The sequence below is a fragment of the Paenibacillus sp. 7541 genome, from assembly GCF_002276395.1.
GTDB classification, from domain to species: domain Bacteria; phylum Bacillota; class Bacilli; order Paenibacillales; family Paenibacillaceae; genus Paenibacillus_AQ; species Paenibacillus_AQ campinasensis.
Window position 1 is genome coordinate 129,027 of the sequence record NZ_NQLZ01000005.1, and the last position, 20,195, is coordinate 149,221.

Annotated in this window: 10 protein-coding genes; 8 read left to right on the forward strand and 2 right to left on the reverse strand. The window is 53.6% G+C overall.

Annotation, left to right across the window (positions count from 1 at the left end):
• Positions 1-21 precede the first annotated feature (21 nt).
• From CHH75_RS02870 to CHH75_RS02890, 5 genes are all read left to right on the forward strand, one after another.
• Complete coding sequence (locus CHH75_RS02870; RefSeq protein WP_095397546.1) at positions 22-1,635, forward strand: response regulator transcription factor; 1,614 nt, start codon at positions 22-24, stop codon at positions 1,633-1,635.
• Between the two features lie 913 nt (positions 1,636-2,548).
• The gene (locus CHH75_RS02875) at positions 2,549-3,535 is read left to right on the forward strand and encodes an ABC transporter permease (RefSeq protein WP_483310905.1); all 987 of its coding nucleotides are present in this window, start codon (positions 2,549-2,551) and stop codon (positions 3,533-3,535) included.
• Between the two features lie 18 nt (positions 3,536-3,553).
• Positions 3,554-4,474, forward strand: coding sequence for a carbohydrate ABC transporter permease (locus CHH75_RS02880; RefSeq protein WP_095263030.1), 921 nt, complete (start codon positions 3,554-3,556; stop codon positions 4,472-4,474).
• Positions 4,475-4,597: 123 nt separating this feature from the next.
• Positions 4,598-6,118 carry an extracellular solute-binding protein gene (locus CHH75_RS02885; RefSeq protein ID WP_095397409.1) on the forward strand — a complete coding sequence of 507 codons (1,521 nt, stop codon included), beginning with the start codon at positions 4,598-4,600 and terminating at the stop codon, positions 6,116-6,118.
• A 165-nt stretch (positions 6,119-6,283) separates the two neighbouring features.
• Positions 6,284-10,987, forward strand: coding sequence for an S-layer homology domain-containing protein (locus tag CHH75_RS02890; protein ID WP_095397410.1), 4,704 nt, complete (start codon positions 6,284-6,286; stop codon positions 10,985-10,987).
• A gap of 154 nt (positions 10,988-11,141) precedes the next feature.
• On the opposite strand, the gene CHH75_RS02895 is transcribed toward CHH75_RS02890, so the two are convergent.
• Complete coding sequence (locus CHH75_RS02895) at positions 11,142-12,716, reverse strand: FAD-dependent oxidoreductase (RefSeq protein WP_095397411.1); 1,575 nt, start codon at positions 12,714-12,716, stop codon at positions 11,142-11,144.
• Positions 12,717-13,105: 389 nt separating this feature from the next.
• On the opposite strand from CHH75_RS02895, the gene CHH75_RS02900 reads away from it, so the two are divergent.
• Positions 13,106-14,155 carry a pectinesterase family protein gene (locus CHH75_RS02900; RefSeq protein ID WP_095397412.1) on the forward strand — a complete coding sequence of 350 codons (1,050 nt, stop codon included), beginning with the start codon at positions 13,106-13,108 and terminating at the stop codon, positions 14,153-14,155.
• A 34-nt stretch (positions 14,156-14,189) separates the two neighbouring features.
• Here CHH75_RS02900 and CHH75_RS02905 read toward each other — a convergent pair whose 3' ends face one another.
• Positions 14,190-16,502 (reverse strand): helix-turn-helix domain-containing protein, encoded by a 2,313-nt coding sequence (locus tag CHH75_RS02905; RefSeq protein ID WP_230875540.1) that lies wholly within the window; start codon positions 16,500-16,502, stop codon positions 14,190-14,192.
• 240 nt (positions 16,503-16,742) lie between these two features.
• On the opposite strand from CHH75_RS02905, the gene CHH75_RS02910 reads away from it, so the two are divergent.
• Together CHH75_RS02910 and CHH75_RS02915 are read left to right on the forward strand one after the other, a co-directional pair.
• The gene (locus tag CHH75_RS02910) at positions 16,743-18,218 is read left to right on the forward strand and encodes an extracellular solute-binding protein (protein WP_483310906.1); all 1,476 of its coding nucleotides are present in this window, start codon (positions 16,743-16,745) and stop codon (positions 18,216-18,218) included.
• A 387-nt stretch (positions 18,219-18,605) separates the two neighbouring features.
• Positions 18,606-20,138 carry an extracellular solute-binding protein gene (locus CHH75_RS02915; RefSeq protein ID WP_095263035.1) on the forward strand — a complete coding sequence of 511 codons (1,533 nt, stop codon included), beginning with the start codon at positions 18,606-18,608 and terminating at the stop codon, positions 20,136-20,138.
• The last annotated feature ends 57 nt before the right edge of the window (positions 20,139-20,195 follow it).

The following is a 20,195-nucleotide window of genomic DNA, read 5'->3' on the forward strand; positions in this document are numbered from 1 at the left end:
GACAAGGGGGAGTCGTAGATGATGAACTTGATGATTGTGGAAGATGAACCGAGACTACGGAATGCCCTTGCCTTCAATATCCCCTGGGAGGAGCATGACATCGAGGTGGTCGGTCTGGCATCGAGCGGGCTGGAGGCGCTGGAGCTTGTAAGCCGCAAGAAGCCGGACATCATGCTGCTCGATATCCAGATGCCCGAGATGGACGGATTGACTTTGCTTCGCGAATTGAAGGACCGGCAGGAGCTGGATCGGCTGAAGCTGATCATTTTGAGCGGGCATGATAATTTTGCCTTCGCCCAGCATGCGCTTGAGTACGGGGTTTCGAAATATTTGCTCAAGCCTGCGGGTGAGGAGGAGGTACTTGCGGCGGTGCTGGAGGCCAGAGCCCAGCTTCGGGCTGATCTGGAGCAGTGGCAGCGCAGGGCGCTCTTGGAGCAGCGCTGGAAGGACAACTTGCCTCACTTGCAGCATCTTTTTTTCATTCAATGGGTTGGCGGTAAATATGCGGAGCAGGAAGTTCTGGCCAAAAGCAAAGAGCTGTACATTCCGCTGAAAAAGGAGGCGCAGATAGCGGTAGCCGTCGTCGATCTCGATCCGATCCCGGAGGAAGAGACGAGGTTTCGCCAAGGAGACCGGGAGCTGCTGCAGTTCACGGTCCAGTGTCTGGCCCAGGAGCTGCTTCCGGCTCCGGCCTGCTGGGGCTGTGCGGATGCAGACAACCAGCTGCTGCTCATATTTGTTGTGGATGAGAAGCGGGATCCGAAAGATGCGATGCTGCGGGTTCATGCTGAAGTAGCCAAGCTTCTGTCCCAGACGAAGGAGGTACTGAAGGTGACGGCGAGTGCAGGCATCTGTGCCGGTACCGGTACGCTTGCCGAAGCGCCGCATCTGTATGCCCAGGCCTGCCGCGCGCTTCAGGAGCGGGTGATCTACGGTCATGATCTTGCGATTCCATATCGCGAGCAGCAGGCAGCGGACGGTCACGGGATGGCGGTTGCCGTGCAGCAGAGTCTGGAGAAGGCACTGGAAATTGCCCTGGAAACCGCCGACGAGACGAAAGCGCTGGAACTGCTGGAAGAGCTGTGGGAGGAAGTGTTCACGCGTTCCGCATCCTCTGATGAATTTCATGAGGCGATCCTGTATGTCAGCGGATTTCTGACCCGGGTCATTCATAAGCAAGGCTGGACGTTGAAGAAAATCGTTGGCGAGGATATCGCCTATTTCCACAACGTCAGGCTGCTCAGCACCAAAATGCAGACCTGGTCGCTGCTCACGCGAACCGTCCGGCATATCGCCAGATTCATGCGCGAGCAGCGAAAAACATCCAGCAATCAGCTGGTCAAGGATATCTTTCACCTGCTGGAGGAAGAAATGGACCAGGAGATTACGCTGCATACAGTAGCGGACCGGTTATATGTCAATTCGTCCTATTTAAGCCGGCTGTTCAAGCAGGAGGTGGGAGTTGCATTCTCCGCTTATGTGCTGGAGCGCAAGATGGAGCGGGCTAAATCCCTGCTGCAGCAGGGACAGAAGGTTTACGATACCGCCCGCCTGGTCGGGTATCGGGATGTGAGCTATTTTACGAAGGTGTTTCGCAAATATTGGGGGGTGAATCCGGGAGAATTCAAGGGGTGAGTGGCAAGCTGGAGAGGGGCGTGGAGCGGAGAGGCGTGCTTGCGTAGCATTGTCGCTGTAAGTGACGAATCGTAGGCGCTCCGCGACCGTATCATTCCTCCAACCGCTGTTGTCGCTGAATTTCCTGAATCATAGAAGTAAGGAAGAAATTCAGCTCCAAAGGCGACCGCTATCGCTTTTCCGGAATCGATTCGTTCGCTCCGCTGGGAGGCGAATCGTAGGCGCTCTGCGACCGTATCATTCCTCCAATCGCTGTTGTCGCTGAATTTCCTGAATCATAGAAGCGAGGAAGAAATTCAGCTCCAAAGGCGACCGCTATCGCTTTTCCGGAATTGATTCGTTCGCTCCGCTGGGAGGCGCCACGGGGCGTGCGCTGAACTTTAAGGCGCCTGCGGCTTACGAATAGAGTAGTTAGGTTAAAGTGCCTTCGTGCCTATAGGCAAGCTTGCAAAAATTCCGTACGTCACACGATTTACGCGGTACCCCGCGTGAAAGCCCTCACGCACGAGCGGCTTGGAACGATAATTTACAAGCTCATTGCAGACATTACATCACAATGGACCACCAGGCCATTGGCAAGGGAGACATTAGCTGCATTCCTGTAAAAGCAGTCACACAAAAGGTTGGACGGAAAACGTTACGTTTTCTCGCCCGGCCTTTTTATTTTGAAACTGTGATCCATCCGGAAGCTGAATTCGAAGTGTTAACTAAGTCGTTCCGTTGAAGCATCACCATCACATCCTCGTGACAAACCGACCGCAACTCCATGGCATCATTACTGACACCCCTGCCCCAACACAACATCAGATTACCATAAATAGTAATGATCCTCGCCTACTCAGTGTCTGCGGCGCGAATTACAATTTGTAATAACGACAAGAGATGAATGACATCGAAAGGGGGAAACAAGCTCGTGAGAACAACAATCGAACCACAGGATACATCAGCGGCCTCACCGACACCGGGCCCACACTTGAACCGAAAGCGGGGCTACTGGAGCCGCCTGGGGTCGGACATCTGGAAGGAATGGGATCTGTATCTGCTGCTCGTGCCGGGAATCCTGGTCATTTTACTCTTCAAATATACCCCGATGTACGGGATCACGATTGCGTTCAAGGACTTTAACATTTTTGCCGGTTATGCAGACAGTCCGTGGGTCGGGTGGAAGCACTTTGCGAAATTGTTTACGTCCCCGGACTTCGCCCAGGTATTCAGAAATACGGTCATTATCAGCTTTCTTAAAATTATCATTCTGTTTCCTCTTCCGATCATTATCGCCCTCATGCTGAATGAACTGCGAAACATGCTGTTCAAACGGACGGTGCAGACCGTCATTTATTTGCCGCATTTCCTGTCCTGGGTAATCGTCGGCGGCCTATTCATCGATCTGCTCTCTACAAACGGCGGCATCGTGAACAAAGTTCTTGTGTCCTTAAACATGGAGCCGATTGCCTTCTTCCTCGACAACAGCGTCTTCCGAAGCGTGCTGATCACCTCTGCGGGCTGGAAGGAGACCGGATGGAGCACGATTGTCTATCTGGCGGCTTTCACGATGATTGACCCGATGCTATATGAAGCAGCCAAAATCGACGGCGCCGGCCGCTGGAAACAGCTGTGGCATATTACATTGCCGGGAATTGCGCCGATCATCATTCTGATGTTTATTTTGCGGCTTGGCAACGTACTGGAGGCCGGGACAGAGCAAATCCTTGTCATGTACAACCCTGTCGTCTATCAAGTGTCGGACGTTATCGGCACTTATGTATACCGGATGGGGCTTGGCAATCAGGATTACAGCTTTTCAACCGCGGTCGGCCTGTTCGAAGCTGTCATTTCCTTCACGCTTGTCATTGTTGGCAATGCGATGAGCCGAAAATATTTGCAGCGCGGGATCTGGTAAAGAAAGGGCGGAACTTCAATGGAAGATCACAAAAAAGCGCTGGAGGGGAACAGCACAGCCAGAGGTGTCATCAAGCTGTCCTTCTCCGAGAAATGCTTTGCGGTATTCAATTACACCTTTTTCATTCTGATGGGTCTGACGACCCTGCTCCCTTTTGTCAATCTGATCGCCAAATCGCTAAGCAGCGAGGGGGCGGTGATCTCGGGAAGAGTCGGTTTGCTGCCGGTAGGGCTGCAGTTTGATACGTACTGGTATGTGCTGCAGGATTCCTTGTTTTTAAATTCACTGAAAAACTCCGTGCTGCTGACGCTTGTCGGCACAGCCTGCAGCTTGACCGTGACCACGCTCACCGCGTATCCACTGTCCAAATACCGGCTGCGCGGGCGCAAATGGCTGCTGCTTATGTTTGTATTCACCATGCTGTTTAGCGGCGGTCTGATCCCGACCTATCTGCTTATGCAGAACTTGAACCTCGTCAATACGTTCCCGGTGCTGTTTCTGCCGGCGATGATCAACGTGTACAACATGCTGATCATCAAAAACTATTTCGAAGGTCTGCCGGATTCGCTCGAGGAGTCCGCCAAGCTCGACGGGGCCGGAAACATCCGCATCCTGCTGTCAGTCATCCTCCCGCTCTCGCTTCCGGTTATGGCCACCATCGGACTGTTTTTTGCGGTGGCCTTCTGGAACGATTACTTCGCGGCCATGATCTACATTACCGATCCGGGGCTGAAGCCGATGCAGCTGTATCTGAAGGAGCTTCTGGTATCCTCAAGCGGCGACTTTCTGAAGGATAACATCGACGCGGCAATCAATACGACGCCGCAATCAATCCAAGCCTCGTCGATCCTGCTGGCGACGATTCCGATTCTGCTTGTGTATCCGTTCCTGCAGAAGTATTTTGTCAAAGGGGTGCTGGTCGGTTCGGTCAAAGGCTGAACATCACAGCACGCGAAAGGTCATTGAGCATGTGCAGCATCTGAACTTCTCGAAGGTGGTGATGCTTCCCGTTAAGAGTGAATTCATGCTGGTCTAGTTACTCAATTATAAGGAGGGTTATCCATGATCAAGCTTAAGAGATCTTCGATTCTGGCTGCGGTGCTCGGATTCACGCTGGCACTGTCCGGTTGCGGTGGCGGGGGAAGTACCGCGGAACAGCCCAATGAACCGCCGACTACGCCGGAGCAAGGACAAGGTGCGTCCGGGGGAGAAACTGCTGAAAAGCCAAATCTGCGCATGATTATGCAGTACGGCTTGTTTGACCCGAAGACGGAATTTGCGGCGAAATATATTCAGGAAAGAACTGGATACAATGTGGAATACGAGCTGCTGCCTGCGGAGGGAGCTGATGAGAAGCTGAACCTGCTTGTGTCCAGCAAGGATAATTACGATCTGGTGAAACTGAACGCGGCGCAGTTCTACAATCTGGCGTCCGCAGGAGCGCTGGAGCCGCTGGATGATTTGATTGAGTCGCATGGCAATTATATCAAGCAGTCCATCAAGCCGGAGTCTTTTGGCAGCGCGATGATTGACGGCAAGATCTATGGAATTCCGGAAACGGGAGCCGGCGTCAGCATCGGTGAAGAGCTGGTTGTCCGTCAGGACTGGCTGGATGAGCTGGGGCTGTCGATTCCGACCAATACCGACGAGCTGTACGACGTATTAAAAACGATCAAAGAAAAGAAAAACGTCATTCCGCTGACGATGAGCAAAGACTCGATCTACGGAGATATTGCAACGACGTTCGGGGTGCTGACCGATTGGAAGGAAGTGGACGGCCAGCTGATGTACCGCGCAGAATTGCCGGAGATGGTAGAGTTCATTACGTATATGAACAAACTGTATAAAGAAGGCCTGCTGGACACCGAAACGCCGATCAATACGGCTCAGAAGTCCATCGAGAAATTTGCGGGCGGCAATGCCGCCATGTATAAACTGGCCTGGTGGAATGCAGGCACGACGATTTCAGCATTGGAGAAGAACTTTCCGGAGGCCAAGACGGCCGTTGTGCCTTATCTGAAAGGGAAGGATGGCAAGGCGGTAGTCGGTGCCAAAGCGAATACAACCTGGTATATCTCGATTCTGAAGTCCTCGAAGAACAAGGAAGCGACGATGGATTTCCTGAACGCCAAGCTGGAGCCGGAGACCTTCAAAGGAATTGCGATCGGGGAAGAGGGCGTGCATCATGAAGTGAAGGATGGCAAGTATTATCCGATTCTTCCTAAATTCAATGATGATTTGAACAACGCCAGCAGTTTCTTGACCGGTGTAGATGAAGAGAAATATCCGATCTACTGGCAGGCGCGCGTTCGTAAGGACCCGGTGCTGCAGGCGCATTTTGAAGAGTTCCAGAGCAATGCGGAAGGCTTGATCGTGGTTGATCCGATGTCCACGGCGCCGCCGATCGATGCGGTTTCCAAGAACCTGCTCCGCTTAACGACGATGCTTGATGATAATGTACTTCAGTTTATTTCCGGAGCGAAGCCAATTGAGGATTACGACAAGTTCCTCGCCCAGTGGAGGGCGGAGGGCGGAGCCGATATGGTTGCGGCAGCCAACGAATGGTTTCAATCCTCGAAGTAAATGGATGTGAAAAAGCAGTCTGCATGGTGCAGCTGCTTTTTCCACACCCTTCATCTGACAATCTGTTCTAAATCTGTTTACATTGATCTAAAAATGAGGTGTTTACTTAATTGCAAATCAATCTGGTGTTAGCCATAATCCATGAGATGAAAGGTGGTACTGTTTATGAATCGAATGCTTCGAAAGCAGCTGTCCCGGCTTCTCTGTCTGACGCTGCTGATATCCATGCTCCTGCCGGCTGCGCCGGCGGTCTATGGCGATAGCGCGTCTTTGTCAGAGCTGCCTGGTGGGGCGTCGGAGGAGCCGGTTACTTTTGTGCCTGAGGGTGGCGGTCAGCCGCTGCAGCTGACGGATATTAATGCAGCCGGGGACGCCCTTGCAGGCAAGCCGGACTACTTGGCCCTGTACACAAGCGGCTCGGGGGTCACCAATGCCGTATACCGTGAAGCGGTGTGGGTGCCATCCCAGCATATAGCTGTTGCCGTGGATGCTAGCGGAAGTGTGGTCAGCGTAACCGGACCGGATGCCGACCCGCCTTTCGTCTGGGACCCGGACACGCAGCTGCCTATCCCTGCGGGCGGATATGTCGTGCTGGCTGGGGGGAGCTGGGAGCAGTCGGCTTATCAACAGCAGCTGTTCCAGCACTTCAAGCCTGGTGACCAAGTGAAGCTGATGCGGGGAGGAACGGTGGTCACCGCAGCTGATTTTATTCCACAGCAGCCGGATCCCGGCCCTCAACCCGATCCTGATCCAGACCCGGGCACGGTTGGGCCGGAGCTGCATCTGATCACGCATAACGATACGATCGTGTCCGTTCCGGCGATCGAGGTGGCCGGATTCATTGCAAATCTGCCTGATGACAGCTCGGCGTTGTCCGTCACAGTGGATGGCGAGGCGGCTAATCTGTCGCCGGAGGGCGTGTTCCGTCACGTCGTGTATTTGGAGCCGGGAGTGAGAGTGATCCCTGTAAAGCTCTTTGAGTCAGGCCATGAGCTGGCGACGAGCCATCTGACGGTTGTATATGAACCGCTGGAGGATCAGGATTATATCGAGGTTGAGGCAGCTCCGAAGGATATCACCATCGACATCGACGGCCCGCGCATTCAACTGAATTATGTTGACCGGGACGTGACGGGAGTCCCGAATATCGTGGCATTGTTTACACAGGATTACGGCGCGTCCGTTCTGATCCCCCAGTTTAATGTGGCGGTTCAGGTCGATGCCAACAATCGTGTGCTGCAGGTTATCAATCCGTCCATTAACGGGAATCCGCCGGTGTGGACCGGCCCGACCGAGCTTGCTATTCCCGAAGGCGGCTATGTGCTGATGGCGCAGGATGACAGCTATACAGGGCACTATATTAAACGATTCCTGGCGGAGAACTTTCGAGCTGGCGATGTGATCAAGCTGCGCAAGAACGGTGAGGTCGTTCAGGTTCGCGATCTGATGAGCGGCAACGGCCTGATCGCCCGACTGTCGCTTCACAATGAGCCGATGTACACCGTGACTGAAGGCAGTACGGTCATCTCTGGCAAAATCGATAATATGGATGACATCGATGCGATCCAGCTGCTGATTGACGAGACGGAAGTTTCCTTTGAGGCTGACGGTTCTTTTTCCTATACGTATCCACTCGCTAGCGGCACCAACTATATTGAAGTCAAAGTGTTGAAAAATGACATTGAGCAGGATGTGCGGTATGTTGCTGTCTTTGCAAGGCCGGGCTTCTCATCCAATAAAGAAGTGATTCTATGGGTGGATCAGGCGGCCAACGTGCGCAAATTCCAGTCAAGCGAGGATGTGCGGCAGTTCTTGCAAAAAGCAAAGGATACCGGCATTACCTCGGTTGTGCTTGATGTTAAAGGCGTAGAAGGCTATGTGTCTTATAAGAAGAACGACCTGACAGGCCGGCCGTACGTCAGTGAAATCCAGGCGCCGGAGAAGGCGGGGGCAAGCCCGAATCTTGATCTGCTCCAGGAATTCATCGACCACGGACACCCATTGGGTCTGGAGATTCACGCTGCGATTAACGTGTTTGCCGAGGGTTCTATCGCTCATCATGAATATGCGGTGCTAAACGATCATCTGGACTGGGAGGAGCGGGTCTATTTCCCGGAAAATAACGGCGAGATCAAGCGTCTGCGGGAGAGTGCCAGACAAGGGCTGGTGGCCTTTGTCAATCCGTCCCATGACGAAGTGAGGGAGTACCAACTCAAGACGTTTGAGGAGATCATTAAGAATTACGACGTTGACGGCGTCGTGCACGATCGTGGCCGCTATGACAATGAAGGGGCTGATTTCAGCGATGTTACGCGGGCCAAGTTCGAGCAATTTTTGCAGCAGCGGGGGAAACAGCTGGAGAACTGGCCGGAGGATATTTTCTATTATGAGAATAACGCCCGTGTCGATGGTCCGCTGATTCAAGAGTGGTGGGAATTCCGCTCCGGTACAATCCAGAGCTTCTTCGCAGAGGTGAAGTCACTGGTTGATTCGTATGAGGCCCGGGAAGGCAGGGAGATCAAAGTCTCTTCCTATGTCGGCTCCTGGTATGAAACCTATTATCTGAACGGCGTGAACTGGGGCAGCAAAAACTTCAGATACCACCCTGCGCTCAATATGCCGGAGGAGTCGGTGTATACACCGGAGTATTACGATACCGGATATATCGAGTACCTTGATTTCCTGATGATTGGTGCGTACCAGACGACGAGCCGGGAAATTCAGAAGTACATTACCCTCGGCAATATTGTAACCAATGGAGAAATTCCGCTGTATGCCGGCATCGCGATGAATAATGTGCAGGTTCCGGCGGTGCAGCGCGAAGTGTTCCAGGCGGGGCTCTCGTCAACGAACGGGCTTATGCTGTTTGATGCTTCGCAGGTGAACTGGACCGTTGTTCAGGCATCGCTGGAGAATCGGGAGTGGGTGAAGGATTTTCAGCTTGGTATGAGCTTGCCGGGGCATCCGGATTCTTTCATGGAAGGGCACTTCTATAATGTCAACCGGGTTGAAGGCAATGTGAATGTCATGACCGAGGATTTCGGTTACTCCACAGGCACGAATCGCTTCGGAGTCGAAGTGGTTGTCGATGATACGGGCACTGTCACCCGGGTCGTGAACAAAAATCAGGCGATTCGGTGGAGCTGGGGAGCACCGGAGGAGAATAACAGTGTCATTCCGCAAGGCGGGTTCGTCATTTCGGCGCTGGACCCTTCAGGCATCCGAACCTTGCGCCAGCTTGTGGCGAATGCCTACAGTGTTGGCGATCAGGTCCGGTCTGCTGCGTTAAGCGGCCTTCTGGACGATGAAGGACGGGAAACGAGGGAAAGCCAGATCCAGCTTGAGGGTCAGGTCGAGGTGCTCGGCCCAGGTCAGGCTGCGGTGAAAGTGAACGGAGCCGATGCGGCGCTGTCGGCAAACGGCGGATTTACCGCTGCCATTCCTCTGGCAACAGGGAGCAATTCAGTCACGGTTGACGTGTATGTCGACGGCTACAAAACGAACAGCAAAACCTTTGACATCATCCGCACATCGACAGGAGACGGCGGATCATCTCCAGGCAGTCCTGGCGTCCCCGTGGCAGGATCAGACGGGGGAACCGGAAGTGCCCCGCAGCCGGAACCTGCCCGGCCGGAACGGTTAACGATCAGCAGCGGGACAGATGAGGATGGCCGGACGGCTATCCATGTCGAGGTGAATGAGTTGCGGCTGCTGGAAGATATCGAGAGGCTGAGCAAGCTGTCGCCAGCTGCACAGGTGCTGGCCTATTCATTGGCCGGGACAGCGGCGGAGGGGGATATGCTCACAATGGATCTTCCGGCTGAAGGGCTCCGCAACGCTGTGAACAGGCTGCCAGATGGCGCTGTGGCTATCGAATCGTCCCTGGGCCGTTTCGAGCTTCCGCTTGCGGCACTGAAGCCGCTGATGACGAATACCGGGCAGGCGGAGCATCTGCATATTCGGATCGGCACGGCTTCTCGGGAACAGGAGCAGCGAGCCCGAACGCTGCTTGGAGATCTGCTGGCGTTCGAGTCCTCTTACGAGATCGCGTTGCACTGGAAGCAAGAAGGGGAGATCGGCGCTGCGGTGGAGCTGCCTTCCGGCATGTTTGCTACGTTCTCTCGAACGCTGGACCGCGTCGTTCATGCGTCCACGACAACGGTATTGAGAAGCCATCCAAGTTCGGATCAGGCGGTGTTCGTACCGGCACTGTTCCATACAGTGGATGGGAAGTCACGCGTATTGCTGCGAGTCATGAAGAACGGTGTATTCACGCTCGTCTCCAATGAGAAGACCTTTGGCGACATGACGGAACACTGGGCACGTGAAGATGTGACCCTGCTGGCGTCTAAGAAGCTGATCGAAGGCCTCGGGGAATCCCGGTTCGGGCCGAACGAGCCAGTCACAAGAGCCCAGTTCACCGCCATGATCGTACGGGCGCTCGGTCTTGAATCGCAGCCGGGCCAGAGCGGATTCCTTGATGTGCAGGCGGGCGATTGGTATGCCGATCCCGTTAAGACGGCGGTGGAGCACGGGCTGATTGAAGGCTTTAGCAGCGGGGAGTTCCGTCCGAACGACCGGATCACGAGGGAACAGATGAGCGTGCTGCTGCTTCGCGCAATGGAGCTGGCCGGGACCCGGGTAGAGCTCGGGAACAAGGATGCTCTGCTGGGAAGCTTTAGTGATCGGGACCGTCTCGGGGGCTGGTCGGAAGAGGCGGTGGCTGTGATGGTTCAAACCGGGCTGATGAATGGCCGGTCCGGGCAGCTGTTTGCGCCGAAAGCGGACTCGACCCGGGCCGAAGCGGCCGCAGTGCTGACAAGAATGCTGCAAATGGCAGAGTATTTGAACCGGTCACATGGACGGTAATCAAGGTTTGAGTATACCGAAATAATGTTCACGGGTGGGCCGGGGCAATTGACCCCGGCTCCCGCGTTGGAAGAGCAACTGAAAAAAGCGATCCGAACCGGCATTCTGGCCAGGTTTGGATCGCTTTTTGTCTTGTATTCAGCCTGCTGGTGTTTTATACCGGGCGGAGCGATGGCCATTGCAGCTCAATGCCTTCGTTAACCAGCCTTTGCTGAAAGTTTGCCAGCTTCTCCTCGTCATTGCGGACCTCGGTTGGGAGGGCGTTGTGGTCAAGACAGTATCCGAGCAGGTAGCCCGCGGCCTCTCCGATGTTCCACTCCACCGGATGCAGCCGATAGCAGCCATTCGTAATATGGGTGACCCCGATGTTCTTGCTGGCTGCGAGCACATTGCGGACCCGTTTCGGGATCAGGCTGCCAAGCGGAATCTGGAACGGCAGTGACGATATGTCGATGTATGGCCGATTGCCTGTGCTCGGATGGAGGTCAATCCGGTAGCAGCCGATGCCGACGGAATCGAAGAAGGTTTCGGCCACTCCGCTCGGTCTAGCGTCGGTCGCTACATGCTGCTCAAGGACGGTAAATTCAGCCAGAATTCGTCTGGACTCCCGGATGTACGGGTACATGGCGAGGCCGTCCTCGGTGCCCACGACATCAGGACGAAGGCGCAGTCCCGGGTAGCCCTGCTTGCCGTCGGGGCGCGGCGCTTCGGTCTGCAGCCAGTACAGCAAGGACAGGCTTAGCTGCTTGGCTTCATACAGATGCCGCTCCACCTTCTCCTGCGGAACATCAATGATCGACCCGAGCCAGTAGTCGTTCTGCGGCCAGTTCACCAAGGATACCGGACTGGCAAATGCCCCTTCTGCAAAATGGTCAGGGTTCAGAATTTGCCGATATTGAAACAGTGAGAACCTCCCGTATCCCGGAAAGATTTCATAATCGATCGGCTCGTTGGTAGACGGCTTCACCGCCCTGAGGCTAAGCAGCCGGTCCGGCCAAAAGTCCGGCTTGTACTGGCGCCAAAAATCGTACATGTCGGGCTTGGCAATCGTATGATCTTCATCTTCGAAATAATCGACGGCATAACAGTAGGTGAAGCCCTGCATGTCTTGGGGCAGGGGCTCGCCGTCGACCGCATGGGGCTCTCCGGTCTGCGCAATGGACTCAGCGCCCGTCACATATTCAATGCCTGCCAGCGGCAACAGATCGCCAAGCTCGGTTGCGTCGATGAAATACGGTGCGTGGAGGGCGATGTGATCGCCGGTATCCAGCTGCTTGACCGTGACGCTCTCTACATGATCCCCTTGAACTTCAGCCTTCGTAACGGCGGTATGGTACAGAATACGTACCCTGCCGCTATGCACATACGGGGCGAGCATTTGATGCAGCACTGCGAGCGCAGCCCGGGGCTCGTGGCATAGGCGGCTGACGGTGCCGCTGCCGGGATTGAGATTCCGCACAGCTCTTGCCGCAGGCGTCATCGGGAAGTGATCCCGATAATACTGGCGCACGCCATCGCGAAATTGTCTGTAGCTTCGGGTGCAGCCGAAGGATTCAATCCAGGGGTGTTCATCCGGCGGGACGGCCTGGCTTGTGAGCTGCCCGCCGATCCAGGAAGTTTCTTCTGTCATAATGACTGTTTTTCCGGATTTTGCTGCAGCTATCGCTGCTGCGGTTCCGCCTGTTCCGCCGCCCAAAATGACGATATCAGCTTGCATTTCTCGCATCATAATTGCAGATCTCCTTTGGTTTGGTATTGAAACAGACTAGGGTGAAAAAGATAACTATTTTCATTGTAGAGGCTTCCCCAGCGGATGAGTACCGGATAGGCGTGACCTTTTTTGGTAAAATGATGCGTTGTTTCACCCGGTTCGTGCCTTAAACGTGACCGGGCAGACGAAGGTTAGGCAGGCCGATAATCATCACATGGGATATGCCCGCCATCATAGGGGAGAGAGGAGCATCTAATGGCTGGATTGTAGGCGGAATAAGGTGTGTTTTATACAATAAGGCATATACAGGGTTTCGCGGCCGTCTTGGCAGGTGAGTGCCTGCAACGAGGGTACGAAGATGATACGATTGCCGTGCTTGATATGGCGGGCGATAGGGGGAAGGATCGATGGGGATATCGAATCAGGAAGGCCGGAGCATTATCGTTGCTCAGGATGGGAGCGGGCATTGCCGCACGGTTCAGGAGGCGATTGACCTGGCGCCGGCGGGATCGGCGGGGAACTGGACCGTCATCAGGATAAAGCGTGGCGTGTACAAGGAGAAGGTTCATATTGATAAGCCGTTTCTTTATTTAAAGGGAGAGCATGCGAATGACACAATCATTACCTACAATGACTATGCCAGAAAGCGGTTCCCGGACGGCTCGGAGTATAAGACGTTTAACTCTTACACGATTCTATTCGGGGCGGATGATATCGTGGCTGAGGATATCACCTTTCGCAATGATGCGGGGCGGGGCGAGCTGGTCGGGCAGGCGCTCGCGGCTTATGTGGACGGGGATCGTGTCTGTTTTCGCGAATGCCGGTTTATCGGGCATCAGGACACGCTGTTCACCGGTCCGTTGCCGGACAAGCCGCTGCAGGGCGGAAGCTTCGGCGGACCGCGGGAGGGAGAGCCAAGGAGAGCGGTTCACCGGCAGTGGTATGATCGCTGCTACATTGAGGGCGACGTTGATTTCATATTCGGTTCGGCTACGGCTGTTTTTACAGCATGCGATATCTACTCCCGCAATCGTCTAACCGAGGAGAACCAGGCGAATGTTAAGCTTCATCCTCATATCAGCGGCTGGGTAACGGCAGCGTCGACGCCGGAGGGTAGAAGCTACGGCTACGTGTTTATAGATTGCAGGCTGATTGGCGACGCCCCCCCGGAGAGTGTCTATCTGGGCCGACCGTGGCGCAATGATGCGAAGGTCGCTTATATCCGCTGCTGGATGGGGGCGCATATCCGGCGCGAAGGATGGGACAACTGGAACAAACCCGAAAGTGAAGCCACCGTCACGTATGTAGAATATGAGAGCAGCGGCCCAGGGGCGGTCTCTCACGGGCGTGTCCCCTGGTCAGCTCAGATTGACGAGGCAGAAGCCGAGAGCTACGCGCTAGGCAGCGTACTAAGCGAGGGCGGGTCGTGGGACTGGGAGAAGCGGAGGCTGACTTAAAGGAAGAAGGGGAGCGCACCTGCATATTCTGCGCTCACCCTTCTTGCCTGTATTTGCTCCGATATTGTCCAGGGGTCATGCCTTCAAGCTTCCGGAAGGAACGAATGAAGTTCTGGGAATTGTTATAGCTTAACTTCTCGGCAATTTCCTTAATCGGCATATCGGTTTCAACGAGCCATTTTTTTGACATTTTGAATCGGTACTGGGTCAGATACTCGCTGAAGGACATATTGGTTTCCTTCTTAAACACACTGCTCAGATAAAAATTGTTATAGTGCAGACGGGAAGCACATTCTTCAAGTGTAATGTTGCGGTCGAATTCGTTGCGGATCATTTCGATCATTTGCTCGGACAAGTTCTGGTATTGCGACTGCTGCCGGTCGCGGAACACTTTCACCATCGGCTGAATGACTCGGGTATGGAACCATCTCTCGATGTCGGAGCTTGTGTACAGCTTCAGCAGCTCCTCGACAAGGGAGCCGTCCTGGATATGGACCTGCTCCAGCATAATCCCGCTCTCCTGCATGACAATCATCAGATCATTCAACAGCCGGATCAGTGAGATTTGATATTCATGCGGAGTCCGGTCTTTGTGAAATACATCGGACAGCCACTGTCCAAGCAACTCCAGCGCGCGTTCCTCATCGGCCAGCTTGATCGCGTCGATCAGCTCGTTCTCCACCTGAGTCGGATAGAAGTACACGCGGGTATGTTTCCCGGAGTTCAGACTGTGATAAGGAATGATGACGCCTGTGCCAAGCTTGATCCGGTGCTTTAGCGCCTCAAGCCCTTCCTGATAAGCGCGCGCAGTTTTGAACAGATTGCTGTACGGCAGGCTGATGCCGATGCTGACATCCAGATCAAGAAAGGAACGGGTCGTTTTCTGAATTTCCTCGGACAGCTTGTAGATATAGTCGTTGAATTGCTCAAGGGTGATCTCGCCGCGCCCGATCAGGGTAACCTGGGTTTGATCAATAATGACCGACGGGAGCCTGTGCTCGGACGGTATAATTTCTTCAATCATGTTATGAATGGCAAACAGCAGCAGGTCGCTGTCCTTTCGTTCATAACGGGTTTCGTCCAGCATATCGATCTGGAGGGTAAAGACCGCCATGCGCTCCCACTTCGATACCAGTTCCCGGTAACCGAACAGCTCGATCTGCTCTTCCGCCTCGGGAGCATTGATCTTGCCCAGAAACAGCTTGTGCAGGAAGAAGGTGCGAACCTGCTGGCTATGCTGGCGCAGCTCGTTGCGAAGCTGCGTGTTGGACTGGAACATGTCACGGATATGTTCATCGATAATTTGCAGCTCGTTCTTCTTATTCGCCTGAATTTCCGGCAGACGCTCCACAATGCTCTCGAAAATATGCCGGATCGGCGTATACATCCTGCGCGTGCCGAGCCACACAACAAGCAGGCTGAAGCCGATCATGACCAGGCAGATGTACAGTGTAAACCATCCGATGGAGCGGGATTCCTTAGTCACTGCGGCCATCTCGGTTAAGGAGGCGTACAGCCAGCCGTTGAAATCGGAACGAACATAGGTGATGGACACCGGCTTGCCGTCAATTCTCGTCTCGAACTGCCCCGACTTGCTGTCGAAGCGCTCCAAGTCTTCTTGCTCATAGCCGGTATCGGTCAAGTAACGGCCGAGCTTGCCGGGTTCCGGATGAACGACGATCCGATAATCATGGTCAAGCACCATAACCTCCCGCGTATCGGAAGGACTGTCCATCATGGCAGCAAGGCTGCAGCTTGGAATAGTCGCTACGGCTATGCCGCGCGCCTCGGAGGAGGACAGCGGCATTTTCTTCGCAAGCGTGATCGTATACGGGCAAGCATAGCTCTGGGTGTCGCTTGAGCCCAGGGATTCGGTTTCGAGAAGGAGCCAGTTCGAATTGCTTTTTAATTCCATTAACGACAGCAATGTATCACTGGAAGCGTATTCATAAAAGTCGTACATTCCCCGGTTGTTGACGAGCCAGTTCATCGTGGCGTTGGCCAGAATGACATCCGTCACCTTCGTCTCCGGTGATTGCAGCAAACTTAGTTCTTCTCTCAGCTTGTTGTAGAGCTGGAAATCATAGTAGGACAGAGGGCGATACAGCGCCTCTTGCAAAATATTGGAATTGATAACATAGTTAAGTGTATAGTCTACGGTCTTGAGGACCTGCTCCAAATTGCTGTTCGTTTGGTTCATAAGCTGGATATTGCTGCTGTTCACATGGCTTTGTACTGAGGCGGACGATTTCATAAAAGAGAAAAATCCAAGCGCGATCAACGGAATAATGCTGATGACGCAGCCGAACAGTATCATTTTGGAATAAAGACTGTTTTTTGGATGCAAAGGGTACACCTTCCCGTTTAACAAAGTGTATAATCATTGTATTGGTAACGCTCTCATGATTCAATAATCATTTCATAAAGAATAATCACTGGATTGGGATATTGTGGATTTTACGAGGAACTGTCTGCTGTTATTCGAATCATAATGCGAAATATGCTTGAGCGCGGAGGTGGGCTTGTTATGAAGGGGCGTCTATCGGGAAATGTATGGATTGTACTGTCCGGGGCTGTGTTAATAGTGATGTGTTTGCTTATGTTGCGATCGATGGCGCTGGATAATCGCACCGAAGCAGCCGGAGGAGACATCTTGTCTATCTCGATTATGGCCAATCTGCATACAGCGGAGATTCCATCCAATAAGATCAAACAGATGATCGAGGAACATACCGGCACCGAGCTTAACGTGCAGTGGGTTCCGGACGGGATCTACGATGAAAAGGTATATGCGTCGCTGACGACAGGCACGCTTCCGAAAGCACTCTATTTGAAAAATGCGGCCTCGCTGCCGTTTTTTCGTGATGAAATTCGAGCGGGCTTGTTTTGGGAGATTGGGCCGTTCATTCCTGAATATCCGAATTTATCGAGGCTGAAGCCGGAAGTGCTGAACAACACCTCGGTGGACGGCAAGCTATACAGCTTGTATCAGGAACGGGCTTTGTCGAGGCAGGGAATCATTTACCGCAAGGACTGGGCCGATCGCTTGGGACTTCAAGCGCCGACGACGCTTGATGAGCTATACCTCATGTTGAAAGGGTTTACATTTGATGACCCGGACGGCAATGGCAAGCAGGATACCTATGGCCTAACGGATCGGAATGACCTGATCTACGGGGCATTCAAGACGATTTCATCATACTTTGGCACTCCGAATGATTGGGGCTGGAAGGACGGTTCATTGCTGCCGGAGTTTATGTTTCCGCAGTATATGGAGACGATGAAGTTGTTCCGTCAGCTGCATGAGGAGGGGATCATTAATCCGAATTTCCCGGTGACCAGCAAGCAGGATCAACAGGAGCTCTTTGTGAAGGGAAAGGCCGGTGTATACGTTGGAGCGATGGGGGATGTCATCACCCTGGAATCCAAGTTGAAGCAGCATGATCCCAGCGCTGTGCTGGATGTTCATAACCGGATTCTCGGGCCTGAGGGATATGGCATCTGGGCGAATCAAGGCTACGGAACGGTCGTGCTGTTCCCTAAATCCGCCATCGCTACCGAGGAAGAGCTGAGGCAGGTACTATCTTTTTATGACCAGCTGATGAGTCCGGAACTGGCCAATCTGATCTACTGGGGAGTGAAGGAGGAGCACTATACTATTCGGGAAGGGAAGGCGATGGCCGTGGACTCCCATTGGTTAAAGGAGAAGGAAGTAAAGCCGTATCAGTCGCTCATGATCGGAGGCTTCAGCACCATTCCGGGCATGCTGCAGCCGATTACCCTGAACGAAGTCAAGGAGAAAGCGGAACGGTTAATCTATGATAATGAACAATTCTTGATATATGATCCGACAGATCCACTGGAGTCTCCGCTGGATAGCGAGATTGGCGTCCGGCTGCAGGAGATCATCCGGGATGCTACGTACCAATTTATGATCGGGATGCTGGATGAAGCCGGGTTCCAGGCGGAGGTGGAGCGGTGGCTGCAGCAAGGCGGGGAGAGAATTATCCGGGAATATAATGAGGCTTATGCTCAAACGGCCGGGACGTTGTCACCGGATTAAATGAAGGGAGCCAGACTAGGGCCAGGGCCAGCGGCTTGACATGATGAAAGGCTTATTCGCACAAACATAAATGTAGCCGCGACTGTAGGCAAATGCCTGATATTACATACACGCAACCGATCTTTTAAGCCGCTTGAATTCGCACGCGCTCACCCTATGACGCGGAATTCAAGCGGCTTGTTCTTCGTCTGCTGCCTGTCCCCAACGGGATCCTTGGAACCGTGATAATCATTAGATTAGTTTTCCGCTCCTTTGGATGGAGCGGAAACGATGGAATGGCGTGCACGGCGCATCCCCAATCTCAAGATTATATACGTACCGGGAGGCGGTGTTTTAAGCTGTTCCTGTCAACATTTCAAATTTCAATTAAAACGGAGGTCAGAAAAAATGAAAAAGACAAAAGCCAGCACTGTCTTGGCAATTGTAACCGCTTTAGCGGTATTGGCCGGCTGTGGCGGAGGCGGAGGAAGCGCATCCGGAACGAAGCAGCAGGGCAGCGGCGCTCAGGGAGAGAGCGATCAGCCAGTAGCCATCACGATTATGGCTAACCTCCACACCCCGGAAGTTCCTTCAGACAAAATCGAGAAATTAATTGAAGAGAAAACAAACACGAAGCTAGAGATTCAGTGGGTTCCAGACGGCACGTACGATGAAAAGGTGAATGCATCCTTTGCTACCGGCACGCTGCCGCAGGTAACGCTGCTGAAGAATGCCGCCTCTCTTATTAATATGAGAGATGCAATCCGCAACGGGCAGTTCTGGGAAATTGGGCCTTATCTTCAGGACTACCCGAATTTGAGCAAATTGAAACCGGAAGTATTGAAGAACACGGCGGTGGACGGCAAAATCTACGCCATCTATCGCGAGGTGCCGCTATCCCGTCAGGGCATCATCTACCGCAAGGACTGGGCTGACAAGCTTGGACTCGGCGCTCCGACAACGATTGACGAGTTCTACGAGATGCTGAAGCAGTTCAAGGAGAACGATCCGGACGGCAACGGACAGAACGATACGATCCCGCTCACCGACCGCAACGATCTCGTCTACGGCGCATTCAAGACGGTAAGCTCCTGGTTCGGCACGCCGAACAACTGGGGTGAGAAGGACGGCCAGCTTCTGCCTGAATTCATGTTCCCTGAGTACGTGGAAACGATGAAGTTCTTCAAGAAGCTTCATCAGGAAGGGTTGATCAATCAGGACTTCCCGGTGACAAGTAAAACCGACCAGCAGAACTTGCTGACCACAGGCAAAGCAGGGGTATATATCGGTGCAATGGGCGATGTGTCCAGCTTAGAGCCGAAGGTGCTGGAGATTAATCCGGATGCGGAGCTTGACGTGCAGAACAAAATTGACGGTGGTCCAAACGGCTTTGGCGTATGGTCCGTACCAGGGTACGGTTCGGTGACCCTGTTCCCGAAAACGGCGATCAAGACAGAGGAAGAGCTCAAGCAAGTGCTGTCCTTCGTGGATCAGCTGATGAGCCCCGAACTGGCGAACCTGATCTACTGGGGAATCGAGGGCGAGCACCACACGCTTGAGGACGGTCAGGTCATTACAACCGAAGACACGAAGCTTTGGGATCGCGAAGTGAAGCCTTATCAGGTGCTTCAGGTCGGCGGACCGCTCACGGTTGAAGGCTTTCTGGAAGCGAAGCATACAAGACCGGTGAAAGCCAAAGCTGAGGCGCTCATTGTGGAGAACAATGATTTCCTGATCGAAGACCCTGCTGCAGCGCTCGATTCCAAAACCTATAACGAAAAAGGCGTGCAGCTCCAAGAGCTTATCAAGGATGCAACCTACCGCTTCATGCTTGGCGATATCGACGAGGATGGCTTCCAGGCCGCTGTGGACAACTGGCTGAACAGCGGAGGCCAACAGATCATCGATGAATTCAACGCATCAAACGAGGCTTCGAAATAACAGTACACGAGTATCCCGTCTCCCGAAGACCGAGCAGCCCGCTCGGCCTTCGGGTAT